The organism is Chitinophaga flava, from assembly GCF_003308995.1.
In the GTDB taxonomy this organism is placed as follows: Bacteria; Bacteroidota; Bacteroidia; order Chitinophagales; family Chitinophagaceae; genus Chitinophaga; species Chitinophaga flava.
Genome location: NZ_QFFJ01000002.1, coordinates 1,461,479 through 1,482,108 on the forward strand (window position 1 = coordinate 1,461,479; position 20,630 = coordinate 1,482,108).

General features: G+C 46.3%; 14 protein-coding genes and 1 tRNA gene. 5 read left to right on the forward strand and 10 right to left on the reverse strand.

Annotated elements, in window-relative coordinates; translation table 11 throughout:
- Positions 1 to 61: 61 nt before the first annotated feature.
- The 6 genes from DF182_RS22265 to DF182_RS22290 all read right to left on the reverse strand — a co-directional run bounded on the left by DF182_RS22265 (position 62) and on the right by DF182_RS22290 (position 7,871).
- Entirely contained in the window at positions 62 to 1,579 is a 1,518-nt protein-coding gene (locus DF182_RS22265; RefSeq protein WP_113617998.1) for an NAD(P)H-hydrate dehydratase, read from the reverse strand.
- A gap of 103 nt (positions 1,580 to 1,682) precedes the next feature.
- Positions 1,683 to 2,207: a hypothetical protein gene (locus DF182_RS22270; RefSeq protein WP_113617999.1), complete on the reverse strand. Its 525-nt coding sequence runs from the start codon at positions 2,205 to 2,207 to the stop codon at positions 1,683 to 1,685.
- A gap of 126 nt (positions 2,208 to 2,333) precedes the next feature.
- Positions 2,334 to 3,530, reverse strand: a complete 1,197-nt coding sequence (nhaA, locus tag DF182_RS22275; protein ID WP_245957514.1) for a Na+/H+ antiporter NhaA — start codon at positions 3,528 to 3,530, stop codon at positions 2,334 to 2,336.
- A 102-nt stretch (positions 3,531 to 3,632) separates the two neighbouring features.
- Positions 3,633 to 5,513, reverse strand: a complete 1,881-nt coding sequence (locus tag DF182_RS22280; RefSeq protein WP_113618000.1) for an OstA-like protein — start codon at positions 5,511 to 5,513, stop codon at positions 3,633 to 3,635.
- 6 nt (positions 5,514 to 5,519) lie between these two features.
- Positions 5,520 to 6,524 (reverse strand): MlaD family protein, encoded by a 1,005-nt coding sequence (locus DF182_RS22285; RefSeq protein ID WP_113618001.1) that lies wholly within the window; start codon positions 6,522 to 6,524, stop codon positions 5,520 to 5,522.
- A gap of 126 nt (positions 6,525 to 6,650) precedes the next feature.
- On the reverse strand, positions 6,651 to 7,871 hold the full coding sequence (locus tag DF182_RS22290; protein ID WP_161964220.1) for an N-acetylmuramoyl-L-alanine amidase family protein: 1,221 nt from the start codon (positions 7,869 to 7,871) through the stop codon (positions 6,651 to 6,653).
- Between the two features lie 184 nt (positions 7,872 to 8,055).
- On the opposite strand from DF182_RS22290, the gene DF182_RS22295 reads away from it, so the two are divergent.
- A complete protein-coding gene (locus tag DF182_RS22295; protein WP_113618003.1) occupies positions 8,056 to 10,830 on the forward strand; it encodes a putative LPS assembly protein LptD in 2,775 nt (924 codons plus the stop codon).
- Between the two features lie 314 nt (positions 10,831 to 11,144).
- Here DF182_RS22295 and DF182_RS22300 read toward each other — a convergent pair whose 3' ends face one another.
- Together DF182_RS22300 and ung are read right to left on the reverse strand one after the other, a co-directional pair.
- Positions 11,145 to 11,888, reverse strand: coding sequence for a lysophospholipid acyltransferase family protein (locus DF182_RS22300; RefSeq protein WP_113618004.1), 744 nt, complete (start codon positions 11,886 to 11,888; stop codon positions 11,145 to 11,147).
- 36 nt (positions 11,889 to 11,924) lie between these two features.
- A complete protein-coding gene (gene ung / locus DF182_RS22305) occupies positions 11,925 to 12,596 on the reverse strand; it encodes a uracil-DNA glycosylase (RefSeq protein WP_113618005.1) in 672 nt (223 codons plus the stop codon).
- A 133-nt stretch (positions 12,597 to 12,729) separates the two neighbouring features.
- Here ung and DF182_RS22310 point away from each other — a divergent pair.
- Positions 12,730 to 12,803, forward strand: a tRNA-Arg gene (locus DF182_RS22310).
- A 131-nt stretch (positions 12,804 to 12,934) separates the two neighbouring features.
- Here the strand turns inward: DF182_RS22310 and DF182_RS22315 are convergent.
- A complete protein-coding gene (locus DF182_RS22315) occupies positions 12,935 to 14,419 on the reverse strand; it encodes a caspase family protein (protein ID WP_113618006.1) in 1,485 nt (494 codons plus the stop codon).
- A 112-nt stretch (positions 14,420 to 14,531) separates the two neighbouring features.
- Between DF182_RS22315 and DF182_RS22320 the strand changes: the two genes are divergently transcribed.
- The 3 genes from DF182_RS22320 (at position 14,532) to DF182_RS22330 (ending at position 18,084) form a co-directional block, all read left to right on the forward strand.
- On the forward strand, positions 14,532 to 14,984 hold the full coding sequence (locus DF182_RS22320) for a protein-disulfide reductase DsbD domain-containing protein (RefSeq protein ID WP_113618007.1): 453 nt from the start codon (positions 14,532 to 14,534) through the stop codon (positions 14,982 to 14,984).
- 163 nt (positions 14,985 to 15,147) lie between these two features.
- Positions 15,148 to 16,227 carry an AI-2E family transporter gene (locus DF182_RS22325; protein WP_113618008.1) on the forward strand — a complete coding sequence of 360 codons (1,080 nt, stop codon included), beginning with the start codon at positions 15,148 to 15,150 and terminating at the stop codon, positions 16,225 to 16,227.
- Between the two features lie 63 nt (positions 16,228 to 16,290).
- On the forward strand, positions 16,291 to 18,084 hold the full coding sequence (locus DF182_RS22330; protein WP_245957515.1) for an outer membrane protein assembly factor BamB family protein: 1,794 nt from the start codon (positions 16,291 to 16,293) through the stop codon (positions 18,082 to 18,084).
- Positions 18,085 to 18,148: 64 nt separating this feature from the next.
- On the opposite strand, the gene DF182_RS22335 is transcribed toward DF182_RS22330, so the two are convergent.
- Complete coding sequence (locus DF182_RS22335) at positions 18,149 to 20,629, reverse strand: leucine-rich repeat domain-containing protein (RefSeq protein ID WP_113618009.1); 2,481 nt, start codon at positions 20,627 to 20,629, stop codon at positions 18,149 to 18,151.
- Between the last annotated feature and the right edge of the window lies 1 nt (position 20,630).

Below are 20,630 nucleotides of genomic sequence, written 5' to 3' on the forward strand. Positions count from 1 at the left end.
AGGGGAGGGGGAGATATTTGTTAATATCTGCTTATAGAGGTGTGATTTACACTTTTGGCTATCAATAAAAGCATTCCATAAAGGCGCTGCCAAGGTTGGAAATAATGTCTGCCGCGCTCATGGCTTCCTGCGAAAGATGTGCTGCGGCCAGGTCGCCGGCATAGCCATGTATCCAGGCGCCGAGTAATACAGCTGCTTTGGGGGAATAGTCCTGGGCCAATAAACCAGTAAGGATCCCTGTCAGTACATCGCCGCTGCCGCCAGTGGCCATACCTGGGTTGCCTGTGGCATTAAAATAAACTGCTCCATCGGGACAGCCGATAGCAGTATACCTGCCTTTGAGGAGGATATACAACTGCAGGCGTACGGCCTGTTTGGACAATAATTCCAGTCGTTCTACATCATTGGCGGAAGGACCAAAAAGACGCTCAAACTCTTTGGGGTGAGGTGTGAGGATAGAACCTGCCGGCACCTGGTATAACAGGGAGGGATATACGGAGAGTATGTTTAGTGCGTCGGCATCAATGACCATAGGGCGTTTGTAGGTGGCCAGCAGTTTTTCGAGGGAGCTGGCCGTAGCTGTAGCGGTGCCCAGCCCCGGGCCAATTCCGATGGTTTTATAACGGGCATCGGCCTGTTCGTGAAAATGGGCACTGTGGTCGGGTAGTTCATCAGTAATACACATGGCACAGGGCTCGCTGATCTGCATAATATCATACCCACAATCAGGTATATGACAGGAGAGCAGTCCTGCACCCACCCGGATACAGGCTTTGGCGCTGAGCACTGCGGCGCCCATCTTGCCCCGGCTGCCGGCTATCAGCAACGCATGACCGTAAGTGCCTTTGTGCGAAAATGGCGTCCTCGGCATATAAATGGTACGCATCATGTCCAGATCTGTCAGATGGTAACGTGTAGACGTATGCGTTATATACTCCGGTGACAGGCCGATAGGCAGAATATGTACCTGCCCCGCCACGGCTGCATTTTCCGGCAGGAGAAAAGCCAGTTTGTAAAATTCGAAGCTGAGAGTATGATGGGCCTGTATGACCGGTGTGTTACGGGAACTGGTATCCGCCTTCAGCCCGGAGGGCATATCAATGGCCACAATAGTATGACGGGGATGCTGATCGTTTATCTTGTGAATAACACCCGCCAGCCAGCCTTCTATCGGTTTGTTGAGACCGGTGCCAAAGATGGCATCCACAATCACAGCGGATGGGGGCAACTCCGGAAAGCCGGTTACATCGGCGATTTCACGGATACGGCCGGCGTATTGCTGTTGCAGCCGCCGGTAATAATAGATATAATCTTCGCTGGCTTTGCTGCCATATTCCAGCAGACAAACCGTTACCACATAACCTTCATCCAGCAGCTTTTGGGCTATCACCAGCCCGTCGCCACCGTTGTTGCCTTTACCACAGAAAATATAAAAAGGATGAGAAGGAGGATAGTGTTCCATCAGCCAGTCAGCACACTTGCCCGCAGCCCGTCCCATCAGGTCGGTGCTGCTCACAGGCTCATGCGCTATCGTAAAAGCGTCGGCCTCGCGGATCTGGGCAGCTGAGAAGATTTTCATAGCCAGCAGTTGAACATTAAAAGTACTTCAAAATGGGCGAACATAAAAAACGGATCATGGTAAGCCATGATCCGTTTATGGGTTATTAGTATTTTATTGCCTATTAGAAAGTATATCTTGCAGATATACCACCGATTTCTTCACCAATGAAGTTGGTTGGTCCAACAAACTGTACATAAGGCTTGAGATCAGCACTCAGGTTTAACGGAATATTCTTGAAGGTATATTCGATACCGATGATACCATCCAGACCCGGAGATACGTAAGTACCTTTGCCTTTGTCTACATAACGGTCCCAATCATAGTCACGGCGGTCGTAGAAACCTATGTGTGCACCACCACCAGCGTACATGTTCAGCTCAGGCTTACCGATGTTCCAGTGGTATTCGTACAGACCTGTAATGGTAACATTGGCCCTGTGTTCGTGGTTGGTGGTTACCAGACCTTCAATGGCGTGAGGTCCCTGTATAAAATGCTTAATGGTGAAACCTACTACCCATGGGTTTACACGGATACCGAGTGCGGTATTGTAGTTTTCTACGCTGCTACTGTAACTTTTCTTTTTCTGCGCGTTAGCCTGTACTGCCAGCAGGGCAATCAGACTGAATAATAACACGACTTTTTTCATAGATTGTTGCTATTTGAATTGATACAAAAAATGTATGGGTCTATTAACGTTGGCTAATCACTCCAAAGTATATACGACTATCCAAAAAATTCGGAGTAGGCTTACAATAACAGTGCCAATAAGCTATCAAGTACCTTTTTTGATGAAAGGGGCTGGTTTCAGCATCCGGAGGAAAATAAACCCTGCAATGCCCGCTATCAGCGAAGCTGCGATAACAGAAATAATGGCAATGATCTGATATTCTCTTTCTTCATAAGCCAGAGAAGAAATAAAAATAGACATAGTGAACCCGATGCCGGCAATAAGACCTACGCCGATTAGCTGCATCCAGCCGGATTTGGAAGGAAGACTGGCCAGTTTCAGTTTTACAGCTGTAAATGACAAGATAAAAATACCCAGGGGTTTGCCCAGCACCAGGCCTGCAATAATACCATAACTGATATTATTGTGCAGTGCACCCATTACGTCTGATGGCAGTTGTATTGCGGTATTGGCCAATGCAAAGAGAGGCATGATAATAAAGTTCACCGGGTCATGCAGATCATGTACCAGGTCGGCAATTTTTTCCTGCGGGATACAGAAGGCCAGCAGAACGCCGGCAATGGTGGCATGCACACCGGAATTGAACAGGCAATACCATAATACCACACCGGGTATATAATATAATATCAGACGTTTTACTTTCAGGACATTGAGCAGTATCGGAATCAGCAACACGCCTCCGGCCATCAGCAGGTAGTGCATGTCCAGATGCGGGGTGTAGAAAATGGCGATGGTAAGGATGGCGCCCAGGTCGTCGATAATGGCCAGTGCCATCAGGAATATTTTCAGGGATACAGGTACTCTTTTGCCGAGCAGGGAGAGGATACCCAGGGAGAATGCAATGTCGGTGGCCATGGGAATACCCCAGCCATGGGCATAGTCGGAGCCGGCGTTAAATAGGGTAAAGATGAGTGCGGGGAAGAGCATACCGCCGATAGCCGCCAGTACGGGGAGTATGGACTTACGAAGAGAGGAGAGTTCACCTACGGTCAATTCCCGTTTGATTTCCATGCCTACGAGAAAAAAGAACAGTACCATCATACCGTCGTTTATCCATAACAGATAGGAGTTGGGAAGAAAAAGGGAGCGATATTGATAATGGTGTCCGCCGGTGGGGTTGAAGAGGGCATTCCAGAAGTTGACATAACCTTCCTGCAGTGAAGAATTGGCCAGTACCATAGATATGACCGTACAGAGGATCAGTATGATGCCTACGGCGCGGCTGTCTTTTAAAAAGGTGTGGAGTGGGGACAGGAGGGTTTTGAATGCGCTTCTGATCAAGATAAATATATTTGTGATCTGGTTATTTGATTATCTGGCTATCGGGTAATAACCAAATAATCAAATAGTCAAATAATCAAATAACCTGATCGGTGAAAAAATTTATTGCATTAGCTCGTACTTCGTTTTGGGCTTCCGTTTGATATCCCAGTGGAAGTTTTCCAGCTGCAGTTGTTCTTTAGGTCTTTGGGTGAAAGGATATACTGTTCCTTCCGGATCTTTAATCATTACTACTTTATCGACTTCTCCCTTTTTAAAGAAGATGTTGATGATAGCACATTGTGCTTTGTTGACGCTCATATATGCGCCCGACTGGTCTTTTACGTAGTTGATAGTTTCCGCGTTTCCTTCCACATGCATCCAGTCGATAGATTCGCCAGCCACGTAGCCGGTGATGGTGTTGCCTTTCACCTGGTTATACATTTCAGGGCCGGCTTCGTTGATGATAAAAGCGTTTTTGATCATCAGCACTTTATCGGCCGTCTGATTTTTGGTGAACATCAGTATGGTGTCTGCACTGAGCTGTGAGGTATTGTTGGACCATAATACCGGATCGCGGAAGAACCGGAAGATGGAGTCTTTGGTAGAGTAATATACACTGTCGGCCACGCCCTGGAGGGAGTCGGAGAACATGCGTACATGGTGGTAGGCCAGGATATAACGCTGGTCTGCGGTGTCCTTCGGTGCGGAGAGGGCTATACTGTCTGCATGGTGTTTGAGGCCAGGCAGGGAGTCTTTCGCGATAATATCGGGTGCGGGCGCCATTTTAACCAGTTTGACCCGGTTGGAGTCGAGTTTGTTTTTGGTTTTGGCGAGCACACTGTCGGCCACAAACATCATGATCGCTCCGGGGACGCTGTCCAGTTGTTTTTTGGCGAGGGAGTCGCCTTTATTGACCGGGGAGATGTTGATGGGTATATGATCTTTGGGCCGGATGGTTTTAAGTGGGTGGAGCTGTTCCTTGACCGGTTCTTTTTTGAGGCCGCTCACGGAGGGGATGGAGAGGCTGTCGCCGGGCCGGATAATACCGGAGAAAAGGGTGTCGGCAGCCAGGTACATGGTGTCCTTGTTTTTCTCCATGATCAGCAGCGGTTTTTGTGTGGCCAGGATGGTTTTTTCCTTCTGGTTCACGATGCCATGGTTGGCCAGTAGCGACATTTTGCGGACGGTATCTTTATATACCATGTTGCCGGTGGCATAGGCCATGCCGGTGATTTTGTCCATTTCTATATTGTCGGCTGTGAGTGTGCCAGTGCTGTCTTCGATGGTAGGGCGGTTGCCGAAGTTGCCATAACCTTTGTCGGTATTATAATAACCGCTGGTGGCGTACATGATGCGCTTACCTTCATTGATGGTGGTAGGAGCGATGATGTTGGCAATTTTGGTTTCCGTGTTATAGAGCAGGGCGTCTGTGGTGAGCGTGTATTCCGGGTCTACCAGTACCACGTTACGCTGGAAGTGCATTTCCTTCGTTTCGGTGTAGTAGTATCCTTCATCGCTGGTGAGGACGCTTTTACCGTTGACGAGGCGGCCAGTTTTCAGGTAGCTGCCTATTTTGGCGTTCATATCGTATTGCAGTTCCGGGCCGGTGATGGTTACTTTCCCATCGGTGAGCCGGGCATTTTCTCTGAGGATGGCGAGCCGGGTATTACCGTCGTAGTTGAGGTAGTTGCCATAGATATGAATGCTGTCGGCCTGATTGATATGTACGTTGCCGTATGCGTCAACGATATTGGTTTTGTTGTTTTTGATGGCGCTGTCGCAGAAGAAGAGGGTGTTGCCCTGTTTAAATCTGGCGTGGCCGATGAAGCGGGTGATATTGATCGTGTCTTTCTCAATGAGCTGCAGCGTATCTGCACCCAGGATTTCGATCACGGTACCTTTTTTAGGGGCGGGTTGCGCAGGGACCTGCGCGCTGGCGGGCAATATAGCTGCCAGGCAAATAACTGCCAGTAAAAGGACTGATCTGATATATTGATTCATGAGTGCTTATTGTTGTACCGCTGCAGTATCAGAAGGCAGTGGTTTCGTTTTATCTTTTTTGCCGAACAGGGAGAAATGCACATAACGTTTCGGGTTGACGCGGAGGTCTTCCAGCAGCTTGTTCAGGTTGCCGAGTGAGTTCTGGAGGTTGTTGTACACCTTTTTATCATTCAGCATGAGTCCTGCGGTACCATCGGTGGTATTGAGTTTGGCGATGGTGGCGTTGAGGTTGGTCACTGTTTGCTGGAATTGCAGCAATGTTTTGTCGAGATTGCCATTGGCCAGCGCATCGGTGGTTTTTTTAGCGTTATCGAGGATGCCGCTTATTTTTTCATTATTGTTTTTGATGTTACCGGTAACGGCGGCAAGGTTGCTGAAGGTAGCATGCACACTGCCTTTCTGTGGGTCCATGAGGGAGCTCAGAGAGGCGGAGGTGTTGGAAAAGTGGCGCATGGTGGTATTGAGGTTGCGCATGGTTTCCTGGAGGTTACCTTTGGCGGTGGTGTCGAGGATGCCGTTTACTGCGAGCAGTACGGAGTCGATATTAGACAGGGTACCTTCCAGCTTTTTGACGAGCGGGCTGATTTGTTCTTTCAGGGCATCTGTCATGGAGCCGTCTACTGTGGCGGCGTAGATGGTATCGCCGCTTTTCAGGTATTCTGTAGCGTTACCGAGTTCCATCTGTACGGTTTTAACGCCGAGCAGATCGCTGCTGATGCGGGCTACGGAGTTGCGCGGAATATCTATTTTTTTGGTGAGGATGATCGTTACCAGTATTTGGGAGGGATCATTATCCTTTACATTCAGTTCAGAAACGCTACCTACCACCAGGCCGTTTACCTGTACAGCATTAGAGGGCTGCAGTCCATTTACCTGTTTGTAAACAGCATAGATGGTTTTGTTGCGTGAAAACAGGCTCTTTCCCTTCAATACATTAAAGCCCAGTACGAGTAAGGTTATACCCAACACGGTAAGTATGCCAACCTTGGTTTCATTAGATAATTTGAGCATGAGATTCGTATACGTTCACGCAAAAATAATCAAAAAGCGTGCACGGGAAGTCGCAGACAGAAAATGTTCGAAATAAAAAGGGGAAAAGTGGGGTAGAAGGAGGGAAGTATTGGGGAGAGCGTATGGTTAGCAGGAAGTTACGAAAGCGTCTTTGAAGCCGAGCTTACGGGCTTTTCGTACAGCCGTGGTAGCCTGCTGGTCTGATTTAATATGCCGCCAGGTGTATTTGTGCATTTTTTTTTTATTCATGACAATTTGCTCTCTGGCGATATTACCGTGGAGCTTCCTGAAAATGGAAGCTCCCGGTGTATAAAGTTTATCTGATATCATCAGCTGCACGCAGTATTCGTCGTCGGGGCGGGGGGCAGCCGGTTTTTTACCGGATTTACCTGCCTTGTGGTATGCCTGCGGGCGGCTGGCGGTCTCCTCCCCCAGGGAAGAGTTGCGGCTGTTGGTGAAGCGCTCCAGTTCATCCCTGTATCGTTTGATGGCTTTGAAGATACCCATGGCCAGTTCCTGTTGTCCGTTGGTGGAGTTGAGGTAATCTTCTTCTTCCGGGTTGCTGATGAAGCCCAGTTCCACCAGTACACTTGGCATTGCAGTGGCAGACAGTACCCAGATACCTTTTTCGTTCCTTTGTCTGGCGCCGCGGCTGATGCGACCTACCTTGGTAAATTCATCTTCGATGAGGGTAGAGAGGCGCAGGCTCTGATCGAAGTAGGCGTTGCGCAGGGTATTGAGCAAAATGAATGTTTCCGGGTCGGTATCATCCATCAGCTGTTTGGTTTCCTCTGAATTGGCATCCAGTACGATCACGGAGTTTTGTTTCAGGGATTCCATTTTGGCGCTGTTCTTACTGGTAGCCCATATATACGTTTCCGTACCTTTAGCGTTGCTGGCGAAATAGCCATATACCGGTTGCTGTGTTGCTATCTTCCTTTTACCTTTCTTACGGTAAACGGTTTTGTAGCCGGTTACCTTCCGGATTTTACCGGTAGAATTACAGTGAATGGAAACGAAGAGATCCCCTTTGGCATCGTTGGCGATTTGCGCTTTTCTGCGGGGATCATCGAAGCGGTCCACTTTTCGTGTATACACCACCTTTACATCGGGGAGGTTGTCTTCCAGTATCTTGCCCAGTTTCAGGGCTACTGCCAGTGTCACCTGTTTCTCAGTAGAATAGCTTCCTTTAGCCCCGGGGTCTTCACCACCGTGTCCCGCATCAATTACAATAGTTCTGATAGGGTTTTCCTGTTTCCTGGAAACTGGATTGTTTTTTGCCTTAATAAAAAAGGTACAGGTGAATAATGTTCCCAGTCCTAAGATCCAAAATCGGTTCCAGCGCATGATTCTCATTTTAATGGGTGCTGTGATCACAAAAAATAAAAAAATAAGTTTATCTGTTAAATTAGTAATTCCTTTGCTCCATGCGTGTTTACACTACCTTTCCAACAGGGCGGCACCAAACTTTACAGGTTGTCTTTTGTAATAATTTGTATAATTTCTTGTAGGTTTGTGCCCGCCTTAACACATGAGTTCTAGCTACAAAAATAATTATAAAAAGTTTTTACGACAGACATACCTGGCATTTGCAGGTGTGGTTATTGCCGTTCCCTTTATTATAGATGCATCCGGAGGCTCCAGGCCACACGCATCACTGACTTTTAACAAAAAATTGGCAGATACTGTTCCCGCCCGGAAAGATACGGTAAAACCCAAGGCCGGCAAAGCCGCGGTTAAACCTACTTCGGATACCAACATGGTTTCCCGGGACCAGGACACCACCAAACACGTAACGGTGGATACCATCTTTGTACCCAAGGTCTCCAAAGATACACTGGACGCACCAGTAACCTACAAAGCCAAGGATTCTATCATTCTGATGGTGCCGGACAAACGTTTCTATCTGTATGGTACCGCCAATACAAAGTATAAAAGTATCGACCTCTCGGCAGAAAAAATGAACTTTGACCAGGCTACCGGCGTGCTGGAAGCTACCAATGCCAAAGATACTGCCGGTAAGTTTATCGGACGCCCTGTGATGAATGATGGAGGTCAAAGCTTCGAATCGGATACACTCCGGTACAACTTTACCTCTCAGAAAGCAAAGATCTACAATACCCGCTCTCAGTATGGCGAAGGTTACATTCATAGTGAACTTACCAAAAAAGAAGCAGATAATACCATTTTCGGCTTCAAGAACGGTTATACCACGTGTAATCTGGACACACCGCACTTTAGCTTCCGGTCCCGCAAAATAAAGGTTATCCCGGACAAACTGGTCATTTCCGGTCCGGCCAACCTGGAAATTATGGGTATCCCCACGCCACTTTATATTCCTTTTGCTATCTTCCCGATCACCCAGGGCCAGCGCTCCGGTATCCTGCCACCACAGTACGTGGTGAACCAGCAGAAAGGGATGGGCCTCGAAAACGGAGGATATTACTTTGGTATGGGGGAGCATATGGACCTGACCCTGCGGGGGGATGTGTATTCCTATGGTAGCTGGAGCCTCACCGCCAGCCCTACCTACCGGAAACGCTATAAATACAATGGCGGCCTCAACCTGAGTTTTGCCAATACCCGCTTCGGAGACCCGGCTGTTAAATCCGAGTTCCAGACCTCCAGGGACTTCCGGGTAACCTGGAACCACAGCATGGACAGCAAAGCCCGTCCTGGTGTAAACTTTGGCGCCAGCGTTAACTTCGGAACCTCTTCCTATAACAGGTATAACGTATTCGACTATAATACCCGTGTGAATAACAACATAGGGTCATCTATTACCTTTTCCAAAACCTGGCAGGGCAAGCCTTATAACCTTACCCTGGGTCTGAACCACTCTCAGAACCTGAGCACACGTGATGTATCTATCTCCTTCCCGGACGGTACCTTCACCGTGAACACCATCTATCCTTTCCAGCCAAAGGAAATGGTGGGAACTCCCAAATGGTATCAGAAAATCGGGGTATCCTATAATGCTATTTTACGTAACCAGGCTAACTTCAAAGACTCCCTGTTCGGCAAACAACAGATGTGGGACGCTATGCAGACCGGTATGCAGCACAACGTGCCGATATCGTTTTCCATCCCGATATTGAAAACACTGACCTTATCACCCGGTATCAACTATAGTGAATATTGGTACACTAAAAAGGTGGTCAGATCATGGGATCCTAAAAAACGGGTATCCATAGATTCCGTTGGTGGCGTAGACACTACTTACGTCCCTGGTTTTTATGCTGCCCGCGACATCAGTGCCAGCGTATCCCTGTCTACTGCTGTGTATGGAATGTATGCCTTCAGCAAACATTCCAAAGTAAAAGCTATCCGCCACGTAGTGCGCCCTACACTCAGTGCCAGCTATCGTCCGGATCTTTCCAGTGCCTATTATTATACATACCAGTACAGTGGCAACCCCAAGGATCTTACAAGAGTATCGTACTTTGATGGTTCCGTTATAGGAGTGCCCTCGCCCGGTGCCTTTGGTGGTCTCAACTTTGGCCTGGACAACAATCTGGAAATGAAAGTGTTTTCCAGAAAAGACACCACAGGCAACCATGAGAAAAAAGTGAAGCTCCTTGACGGTTTTGGTATCAACGGTAGTTACAACCTGGTGGCCGACTCCTTCAAGCTCTCCACCTTCAGCATTTATGCCCGTACCAACCTGTTTGATAAAATCAATATCTCTGCCAGTGGTAACATCGACCCCTATCAGGTAGATAACCGCGGGCACCGTCTGGATAAATATGTATGGCAACAGGGTAAGATCAGCCTTGGCCGCCTTACCAATGCCAGCATCTCGCTGAGTACGTCCTTCCAATCGAAGGAAAACAAGAAGAGCCAGGATAAACGTAAGACCATGGACTCTCTGGATAACATTACCAATGCAGACGCTGCACTGGCTGCCCAGCAACGACAACTGCAGATGGTACGCAACAACCCCGGAGAATATGTGGACTTCGATATTCCCTGGCGTGTGGATCTGTCGTATAGCTTGTCTTATACCAACCAGGTCATACCCGACTCGGGCGGTGTAGTACGACGTATAACCCAGTACGTTAACTTCAACGGAGACTTCAGTCTGACACCGAAATGGAAAATAGGTCTGAATAGTGGTTTCGATTTTACCAATATGCAGATTGCCTATACGAACATGTATATCTCGCGTGATCTTCACTGTTGGCAGATGTCGATTAACCTGATACCGTTTGGTACCTTCCGGCAGTTCAGTATCACGATCAATCCCAAAGCAGGTATTCTGCGGGATTTGCGAATCAACCGATCGCGACAGTTTTACGATTTTTAGCGATATCTCATAAAAAAGCAGCGAAGCAGTTAAAATGGCTTCGCTGCTTTTTTTATGGGATATTGCTGGCCGATTGGAAAAACCAGATATATTAAAACATCGGAATGGTATTCCTGCGCGTGCAGGCGTGTCCGTAGTCAATGTGGTCATTCAGATAAACGACGGGGCTGATACGCTGCGAATGAACCGCATAGCTGGCATTTGAAGGGATATTCCGGGAGAGATGATGAATGGTGCTATAAACCCGTTATTGTGAGTGGTATATAAACGAAAGAACCCGTTTGATTGATTCAAACGGGTTCTTTCGTTTATGCTTAGTCTTTATTATTTGCCTCATAATAATCCCACATCAGCCGGAATACTTTTTCTTTTAATGCGGGCAGATCATCGCGGGTCATCCCGGTGGTAGGGATGGGTGGGAGCACGTGGTACTCGATACGATGCGGCCAGGCGAAGAATGTTTTTTCGGGCGGCAGGATTTTTTTTGTATTAAACAGTACCGAAGGCATCAGCGGCGTCTGTGTATCTATGGCCAGTGCGAAGGCGCCGTCATAGAACGATTTCAGCGGGTCTGCGGTACGGTTGCGGGTACCTTCCGGATACAGGAGCATGTGGATGCCCCTGGAGAGGGCTTCTTTCATGTCCACAATACTTTGTTTACGGCTGGCTTCACTGCTGCGGTCTACGAGGATGCCGCCGATTCTGTACAGTATACCGAACAGCGGAATCTTACCCATGGAGGCTTTAGCCAGGGTTTTATTGGCACCAGGTATATAACCGGTGGTGATCGGTACATCCATCAGTGAGTTGTGGTTGCATACGATCACATAGGTTTGACCAGGGGCAAAGTTTTCCATCCCTTTCAGCCTTGTAGGGCAGCCGATCAACGGTAGGTATATGTTCATCCATCTGCGGCCTATAGCGATAAAAACACGTGTAGGTACAGGCTCAGGCCAGAACGAGGCAATCGAGACAGGGATCAGAACGATCAGCATCATACCAGCAAACAATAACAATGCGTATAGTGCGTAAATTCTTCCCAGTATATTTTTTAACATAACTGATAACTTACGGTAAAGATACAGATAGTTATTTTAGAGACGCCAGTCTACCGGTTCGATGCCAGCTTTCAGCAGGAGTTCATTGGTTTTGGAAAAATGTCTACAACCGAAAAAGCCATTGGCGGCGCTGAAAGGGGAGGGATGAGCCGCTTTCAAAATATGGTGTTTGGTGGCGTCTATCAGGATTTGTTTGTCCTGGGCAAAGCGTCCCCAGAGCAGGAATACCACATCTCTTTTTTGGTCGGATATTTTACGGATGACAGCGTCGGTGAAGTTCTCCCAGCCTATTTTGCTGTGGGAGGCAGGTTCGCCGGCCCTTACTGTCAGGAAGGCGTTTAGCAGGAGTACGCCATGTTCGGCCCACTTGGTGAGATTGCCGCTTTGCGGGATCTCCAGACCAAGGTCGCTTTTCATTTCCTTATAGATGTTAACGAGAGAAGGGGGTGGTTTAATGCCATCGGGCACAGAAAAACTGAGGCCATGTGCCTGTCCGGGACCATGATAGGGATCTTGTCCCAGTATCACTACTTTGACATCATTAAAAGGGGTTTTCTGAAATGCATTGAAGATGTTGTTTCCAGCAGGGTACAGGGTTTTACCCAATGCTCTCTCATGTTTCAGGTGCATGACAATCTCCGCAAAATAGGTCTTGTTGAACTCGTCCTTGAGTATCTCTTTCCAGCTTTCTTCGATCTGAACGTCCATGTTTGAATCAGTATTTTTAAGAAAAATTAAATTAAATTTGATTTATTGGAAAATAATTCCATAAATTTGCACTCCCAAAATGATAGATAAATATAGCAATTTATTTAACATTAGCGGGAAAAACAAAAGATAAGTCTCGGTAGCTCAGCTGGATAGAGCAACTGCCTTCTAAGCAGTAGGTCATTGGTTCGAATCCAATCCGGGACACAGAAAAGAGGAAAATTGCGAAAGCGGTTTTCCTCTTTTTGTTTTTCTATTAAGTTTTCTTATTAGTCGGAATAATAAATAGAGAATAAGTTCCCTGACCCAAACAATAAGGCAAAAATGTGAACTGGATGTTATTTGGCTCTTTGTAGAAATTTCTGAATATCCTTTCTCCGCAATTCGTTGTTCGCTATCACGATCTCTTGAAGATTCTTCATGCCATGTAATATGTCTTGTTCTACTGTTTGAATGTTACTTTCCATTAATCTATAGGAAGTGAACGAGGGAGATATAAAATCCGGGTTGATTTTTTCCTTAGTACCATCCCAACTATACAATAATTTGACACTGCAAAGTACAAATCCAAATGCAACCTGATAGCAAAGAAACACGAGGCTTGCACTGACGTTGTAAACAGAAGATGACTCAAATTTAATAACAGCCGAATGTATGAATTCATGATGGAAATTAATGCTATATGTATAGAAGGGTGAGGGTTCTCCGTACAATATATCTACCATTGATGCCAAACCTTTAGGGGTTCTTTTTTGAGGCTCATGTAAGGTTTTCTCAAAAATGTCATGAATAGCCATCAAACCAAAATTAGAAGCCCCCTCAATTATCGCTTTTTCAAGGTGGCCTTCAAGTGATGTATTGATTCCAGCCTCGGATATAGATAGGGCATTTATCGTGTGGTCATTGTACTGGGATTTGAAGTTACTTATGCAGTTTTTGAATACGCCTTGTAATGATGTTTGGAGCATCTTTCTATTTTCATACTTAAGGCTTTCCTCTAAATCAAATTTATCATCGGATTGGGCCTCCTCGGCCATATCTGTTTTTTTCTTCTGCATTTCAATATTTTTTAATGGCTGTGTTATGATGTCAGTTTGAATTTTCTGCTGAACCGGCAGATAGGAAAAGGGTTTATATCCTCTCGTCCTTGATTCACTTACAGGGATTTGGATATATTTTTTTAGTTCGCTGGCTTTTCTTTTTATATATGTGTCAATACTACTCATTGTCAAGAATCCATTACTATCATAATGTGCTTCATCGTGAATGGCTTGAATAAAGAAATGAGTGAATATGCTATTTTGGAAACCATCTGATTGTAGCGCTTTTCTGTCAGCTTCTGCGGCAAAAAGCAGATAGATTTCTTTTGAGTCATAGTAATTCTTTCTTTCAATCTTGCTATGATTTCCTTTTACATAAATATTACCTCCTGCGTGACATGCATCGATTATCAGATATTGATTTTTGGCGCTTAACGGCTCAAAGTACTCATTCATGATTTGTTTTACAGAAAGGGTGGTCTGGTCAACTAATTCAAGCACTGATTCTTCTTCAGCATCATTAAACACCCCATGTCCAGAATAATAAAATAGAAAAAGATCTTGATTGGCAACCACCTTGTTCTTAACTAATGCAATGGAGTGAGCAATTCTCTCGGCCACCGGTAAAATCGTGTCATCAATTGTATAGATATTTTCTTCTTCAAATCTACAGTGGCTAATTAGTGTTTTCCTTAGATCATTCACATCTTTATTGGAATACTTTAATGGTTGGTCATGATACTTATCTTGTCCAATTAAAATCGCATATCTTTTTTCCTTCATTTATATATGTGGAAATTAAGTTTGAAATATTTAATTAAAAATTACAAAATTTATACGTTTTTATTGACATTATTATTGAAATCAATTTTGCTGTTTAAACCGCTATTCTCTTATGAAGTACTTTATTATTTCACTACTCCTGATATGCCCTGTATTATTACATGCGCAAATAAATAATCCCGTTAAATGGACTTTCAGTTCCAAAAAAGTTTCTTCCAATGTTTACGAATTGCAGATGAAAGCTGGTATTGACCAGGGTTGGCATATATATGCACAGCAGGTTCCGGAGAATACGGTAGAGCCTACCGTTATTACCATCTCTAAAAATCCGCTGTTGAAAGTAGAGGGAAAAGTGAAGGAAAACGGTCGCCTTAAAAAGTTATTTGAAAAGGACTACAATGCCACTTTGCCGTGCTATGAAAATGAAGTAAGTTTTGTACAACGGGTAGAGGTGAAAGGTGCTGCCAAAACAAAAATAAAAGGAACGGTGAGGTTTATGGTATGTGATGATCACCAATGTCTTCCTCCGAAAGAGATTGAGTTTAACCTACCGATAGGTGGTTAAATTATACGATCGTTTTTCCCAATCATATATAAAACCCGGTGGCGATGCCGGGTTTTTGTATTCTATACCCCGACGCAGATCATTGGCAATTCCCTGATCTTTTAGTAAATTGTTAAGACCCGAAAGATGATCATCCTAGAATCACCCAAAACAGGCTTTTGATATGACTACCCGTATTCCATCTACCTCGCGCAGGATCATAGAAACCATCATTGTGCTGCTGTTGCTGCTGGGGCTGATGTATGCCCTGTATGATGTGCTGAAGATATTCTTCGGGGTTTTCACTTTTGCGATCATTTTTTCGGTGTCGTTGTCGAAGTTCTATGAACGATGCTGTGAATGGATGGGGGGCAGGCGTAAGCTGGTGGCAGTGCTTTATTGCATTGTGTTGGTGGCCATGGTCGCATTGCCTTTCGGGTATGCTGTTTCCACTATCAACGAACATCTGAAGGAAGCCAGTGATTGGGTAGATGCGGCCCGTGAAAATGGGATCCCCGACCTGCCCACATGGATTACCAATGTCCCGCTCGTTGGCAAAGACGTCGCAGTATTCTGGAAACAGCTGCAGTTGCGGCCCAGAGAAACGGCAAGTATCTATGAAAGACAGATCATGCATGCTATTCATCATATCGTTACTACGGGTGTGGGTATCCTGGGCATGGCGTTGCAGGTGGTGCTGGGTATTATTGTGTCTGCTATTTTCCTGGTGAGTGGTGAGCAGCTGATGCGTCCTGTGCGGGCCACCATGACGCATATGTTTGGGGATAAAGATGGTTATGCCCTGTTGGCGGCCACAGCCCAGGCTGTAAAAGGTGTTTCCATTGGTGTGATGGGCACGGCGCTGATAGCCGCTGCTGTTTCCTGGATTGGCTTTATCATAGCAGGTGTGCCTATTGCCCTGGCCCTGGCGGCAGTAGTATATTTTCTGGTGGTGATACAGGTGGGGCCACTATGGGTATGGGTGCCTGTGGTGATCTGGATGGCGGTGCAGGGACATACCGGCTGGGCAGTCTTTCTCGCTATCTATGGTGCAGGTGTGCTGGTGATGGACGGAATATTAAAACCGATTCTCATTGCAAAAAGCGGAAAACTTCCGTTTCTTGTGCTTTTCCTGGGAGTCATCGGTGGAATGGTGGCGTGGGGTTTCACCGGTATGTTCAAAGGTGCTATTATCCTGGCTGTCTTCTATACCATCTTTAACTCTTGGCTGGAAAAAACGAAATTCTACGCACCTAAAGACTAAATGATGAAGTATTTTTTATTGCTATGCAGCTTTACCATGCTGATCCTATGCCGAACAGTGACAATGGCACAAAACACTTTTAAGTTTGCCCTGATGACAGATATCCACGTGGGCAGTGACAACGCAGCAGAAGACGTACAGCGCAGCGTTGCAGACATCAACCAGAACCCTTCCATCACATTTGTGATTATTTCCGGAGATATTACCGAATTTGGCGCCGATGAAGAACTGAAGCTGGCCAAAAGCCTGCTCGATAAACTTAAGAAACCCTGGTACATCATCCCGGGTAACCACGATACCAAATGGTCAGAAAGCGGAGGTAACACTTTCCGCCGTGTATTTGGCAATGAAACATTTTCGTTTAAACACAGCGGTTACTGGTTCATCGGTACCAACTGCGGCCCTAATATGCGCATGGGCCCTGGCCAGGTGCCCAGAGAAAATGTGGTATGGCTGGATAATTTGCTGAAAACAAAAGATACTACTACCCCCATCATCTATATCAATCACTATCCGCAGAATGCAGATCTCAACAACTGGTACGAAGCGCTCGATCGCCTGAAACAGCATAATATCCAGCTGATCCTTTGCGGACATGGTCATACCAATAAAGTTTTTGATTTTGAAAATATTCCAGGTGTGATGTGCCGCTCTAACCTGCGGGCCAAAGACAGCATCGGCGGTTACAATATCATCACTGTTGCCAACAACCAGGCTACCTTCGAAGAAAGAACGCCTCTGATCGGTAAAAACAGGCAGTGGACTGTACAGCAGCTGAAAAATCATCATGCCCGTTATGATGCAGCTCCTTTTGAACGTCCGTCTTTTGCCATGAACGATTCTTTCCCCGGCGTAAAAGCCCTGTGGACTTTCCAGGACAACAGCGATATCGGCTCCGGCATGGCACTGGCCAAAGATCTGGTGATCTCTACCAATACGGCCGGTGAAGTATATGCGTTACAGGTAAACAACGGTAAAAAGAAATGGACTTTCAAAACCGGCGGCAAAATATATGCTACGCCTGCTGTAGCCGGTAATGATATTGTGGTGGCCTCTTCTGACCATTATGTTTACTGCATACAGGCTTCAAATGGAAAACAACGCTGGCGCTTTGAAACCGGAAAACCGGTAGTGGCCAGCGCACAGATTACTAACGGTATCGCCTATATAGGCTCTTCCGACGGGCATTTCAGGGCTATCAATGTAGCCACCGGCAAACTCGTTTGGGAGTTCACGGAAGTGAAAGGTTTTGTAGAAGATAAACCACTGTTTTATCAGGGTAATGTTTACTTCGGTAGCTGGGGCAACGATTTTTACGCACTGGATGCCGCCACTGGCACACTCAAATGGAAATGGAACAACGGTGCATCCAACCGGATGTATTCACCGGCCGCCTGTTACCCGGTAGCCGCACATGGTAAGGTGTTTATTGTGGCGCCGGACCGTTATATGACCGCTTTTGACAGTCAGACTGGCAACGTGATCTGGCGCAAAACAGTGCCCAGTATCAGAATGCGGGAGTCTATCGGCCTGTCAGCAGATAGCAGCCAGACTTTTATCAAAACCATGGAGGGAAACCTTTACGGTGTATCTGCCACTGCTGATACTATGCAGGTATTGTGGCAGTCGCCTATTGCAATGGGCTATGAGCTGAATCCTGCAGCGCCGGTAGAACGTGATGGGGTGATCTTTACACCTACTCATTCCGGAGTAGTATACGCAGTAAACCGTAACGACTATACGTTGTTGTGGAAACATAAATTATCCAATTGCCTCGTAAATGCTGTGCTGCCAATCGGCAACCGCAAAGTGTTGGTAAGCACCATGGACGGCAAACTGGCCTGTATCGGATACTAAAATATGTTTCATAAAAAAAGCAAAGCGGAAGTGTCTGAACACTTCCGCTTTGCTTTTTTTATAGTTAGAAATATTTGTCTCCGATGCGCCCGCTGGGGATAGGATTATTATGCAGCTTCCAATACAGCCTTTGATGTCTGGTTGCGCCAAACTTATGAAAGTCGGGGTGGATGGTGCTGATTTGATTGCTGCTTACATCGCAGTTGCCTACTATTACATGGGCAAAGTGAGCAGGTAGTTCTGTCAGAAGGTTGTTTTGCAGCCAGAAATGAGATAACCGGGTACCTGGCTCCAGTTCAGGGATTTCGGTGATCTGATTGTGCTGGGCATAAAAGCTATCTGGTTTTGATGCAAAGAGAGAAGGGTGCAATACCGTCAGCTGGTTGTAGGAGATGTCAAAATCACGCACTACCATTTTGAAGCTGGTAAAAGACAATTCCTTTAACTTATTGCGTGACAGATTAAATTCCTGCCAGTCTACCCGCCGGTTGCTGGTGAAAGCAGCCAGTTTATGCGTATCTACCTCCTGTATCTGGTTGGAACGCAACAGAAGGGCCTTCAGTTGGTATCGGCCAAGGAAATAGGGGAATTCACTGATCTGGTTATTACTGAAGTCGAGGTAGCTGAGATGATTCAGCCGGGCGAGTTCTTCAGGAACTGCACTCAGTTTGTTTTGTTTTAATTCCAGCCTTGTCAGCTGAGGCATGTCGAAAACAGCCAGGGGCACTTCTTTCAGCTGATTGTTATTCAGCATCAGTGTGGTCAGCCCTTTCAGGGAGCCCAGCCAGCTCCAGTTTTTTATTTTGAGTCCGGTGGCATCCAGATATTGTAGCGCATGCATGGATTGCAGGGAACTATCTGCAGCCAATGTGTTGTGGGCTATCTCCAGGGTTTGCAGCTGCGTAAGTCCGCTGATGGATGCCGGTATTTCGATATGACATCCGTTTAGCCGCAGATGTTTGAGGTTGGGCATCTCTTTAAAGATCGGAATAGCGGCTTCCAGGTTAAAGCCTTCACAGTTTTCGAAATCCCAGTCGGTGATCTGTGTGAAATAAACAATTTCCGGCGGTAAGGTAATATTGGCGATGCCTTTCATGCTGAAGGAATGGCTTATCATTTTGGCCATATTGTTGTTGGCACCACCAATCACCTGGTACATAAGCCGGAACATCACTTCGTCCACTTCTTTATTGGTCAGTGTATTGCGGAGTTTCCACTCTGTATTGCCGCCTACACGTAAAGACGGCCGGAGATTTTTTATATGTTGCCTGAAGCCCTGGGAACCGAATTTATCGTAAAGCTTTTCCGCTTTTTTCGCGATTGTTTTATCAGGATGCGCCAGCATTACTACTGCCAGCAAGGTTTGTATGGTTTTGTTGGCGCCACCGGTTTCAATAATTTGAAATGCCAGGTTGTAGTTGTCTGCGTCATTGGAAGTAAACAACCGGAGTAATTGTGTATTGGCCTCCTCATTGTCGTCCTGTAACAACCAGTGGTCGTCTTGTTGGATCAGTATTTCGTTCAGCTGGTCTACGGTGATCACCTGGCAACCGGCATCGAGTAAGGGTAACACTTCTTCCGCGACGGTTTTGGTACCTACAACAACAATCGTGTTGGTGTCCGCTGATTTGTTGTTGACAGTGATGCCATACTTCGACAGCTTTTCCTGTATGGACTTCTGGCTTTCTCCTTTAGGCTTATCCAGCAGGCGGAGAACTGGTTGCTGTTGTTGCGCGATAGCACTGGCCAGCCGGTTGTCCAACAACCTGTTGATTGCCTGGATATTCTGTAAATGCAGTCCGAACAATAGTTGCAGCTGCTCTGCTGTATAATTTTTACCAGCTGTTAATTGACGGAATTCCGGCAGTGTTTTTTCGTAGGCCCTGACGATTTTTACCTTTTGGGTAACGGCCACGCATATGGGTAATTTGAGGTGCTGGCTTCCATAGATGCCAAAGTAACCAAGATCGAGTACATTCAGTTTGTCCAGGAGTGGCATATGCTCAGGGGTGAGCAGCTCCAGTATATCTTTTTCACGAAGGGCCAGGACCAGGGTCAGCTGTGCAGATTGAGGATGTGTAGCTATCAGTGTCATGATATCCGCCACTTTTCCTGCATTTTTTTTATCGTTGCCGAGATTGAGATAGGTTAAATGGGACAGCAGGCGGAGGTTCTCCGGGAAGTCATTGCCTCTCCAATAATCGAGCTTCAAGTGGTTTAGCTGCGGGAGTGTAGCGAGCTTCAAAGCTTCCTTGTTGATATCCATATTGCCGATGCTGAGCGTGATCCTTTGCAGATTTTTTAGCAGCCCTATGTTTTCAGGTAAAGTTTTGATTTTACAATCAGACAGCCAGCAGTTGTGCAGCACCCTCAGGGTGCTGAAGGAGGATGGAAGTGTGGTGAGATTTTTGACACGTATCCGGAGAGATGTGATGGATGGATATTGCAGGAAAAAATCATCCGGCAGGCTGTCGATCTCTCCCTGAAAGTCGCTAATCTCCAGTGAATCGCTATGAAGTTGGATATATTTATTCAGATCATTCATG

Bases quoted from the DNA above. Each gene is read 5' to 3' on its own strand.
- DF182_RS22265 (WP_113617998.1), bottom strand. From the start codon at position 1,579: ATGAAAATCTTCTCAGCTGCCCAGATCCGCGAGGCCGACGCTTTTACG.
- DF182_RS22270 (WP_113617999.1), bottom strand. From the start codon at position 2,207: ATGAAAAAAGTCGTGTTATTATTCAGTCTGATTGCCCTGCTGGCAGTA.
- DF182_RS22280 (WP_113618000.1), bottom strand. From the start codon at position 5,513: ATGAATCAATATATCAGATCAGTCCTTTTACTGGCAGTTATTTGCCTG.
- DF182_RS22285 (WP_113618001.1), bottom strand. From the start codon at position 6,524: ATGCTCAAATTATCTAATGAAACCAAGGTTGGCATACTTACCGTGTTG.
- DF182_RS22290 (WP_161964220.1), bottom strand. From the start codon at position 7,871: ATGCGCTGGAACCGATTTTGGATCTTAGGACTGGGAACATTATTCACC.
- DF182_RS22295 (WP_113618003.1), top strand. From the start codon at position 8,056: ATGAGTTCTAGCTACAAAAATAATTATAAAAAGTTTTTACGACAGACA.
- DF182_RS22300 (WP_113618004.1), bottom strand. From the start codon at position 11,888: ATGTTAAAAAATATACTGGGAAGAATTTACGCACTATACGCATTGTTA.
- ung (WP_113618005.1), bottom strand. From the start codon at position 12,596: ATGGACGTTCAGATCGAAGAAAGCTGGAAAGAGATACTCAAGGACGAG.
- DF182_RS22315 (WP_113618006.1), bottom strand. From the start codon at position 14,419: ATGAAGGAAAAAAGATATGCGATTTTAATTGGACAAGATAAGTATCAT.
- DF182_RS22320 (WP_113618007.1), top strand. From the start codon at position 14,532: ATGAAGTACTTTATTATTTCACTACTCCTGATATGCCCTGTATTATTA.
- DF182_RS22325 (WP_113618008.1), top strand. From the start codon at position 15,148: ATGACTACCCGTATTCCATCTACCTCGCGCAGGATCATAGAAACCATC.
- DF182_RS22330 (WP_245957515.1), top strand. From the start codon at position 16,291: ATGGCACAAAACACTTTTAAGTTTGCCCTGATGACAGATATCCACGTG.
- DF182_RS22335 (WP_113618009.1), bottom strand. From the start codon at position 20,629: ATGAATGATCTGAATAAATATATCCAACTTCATAGCGATTCACTGGAG.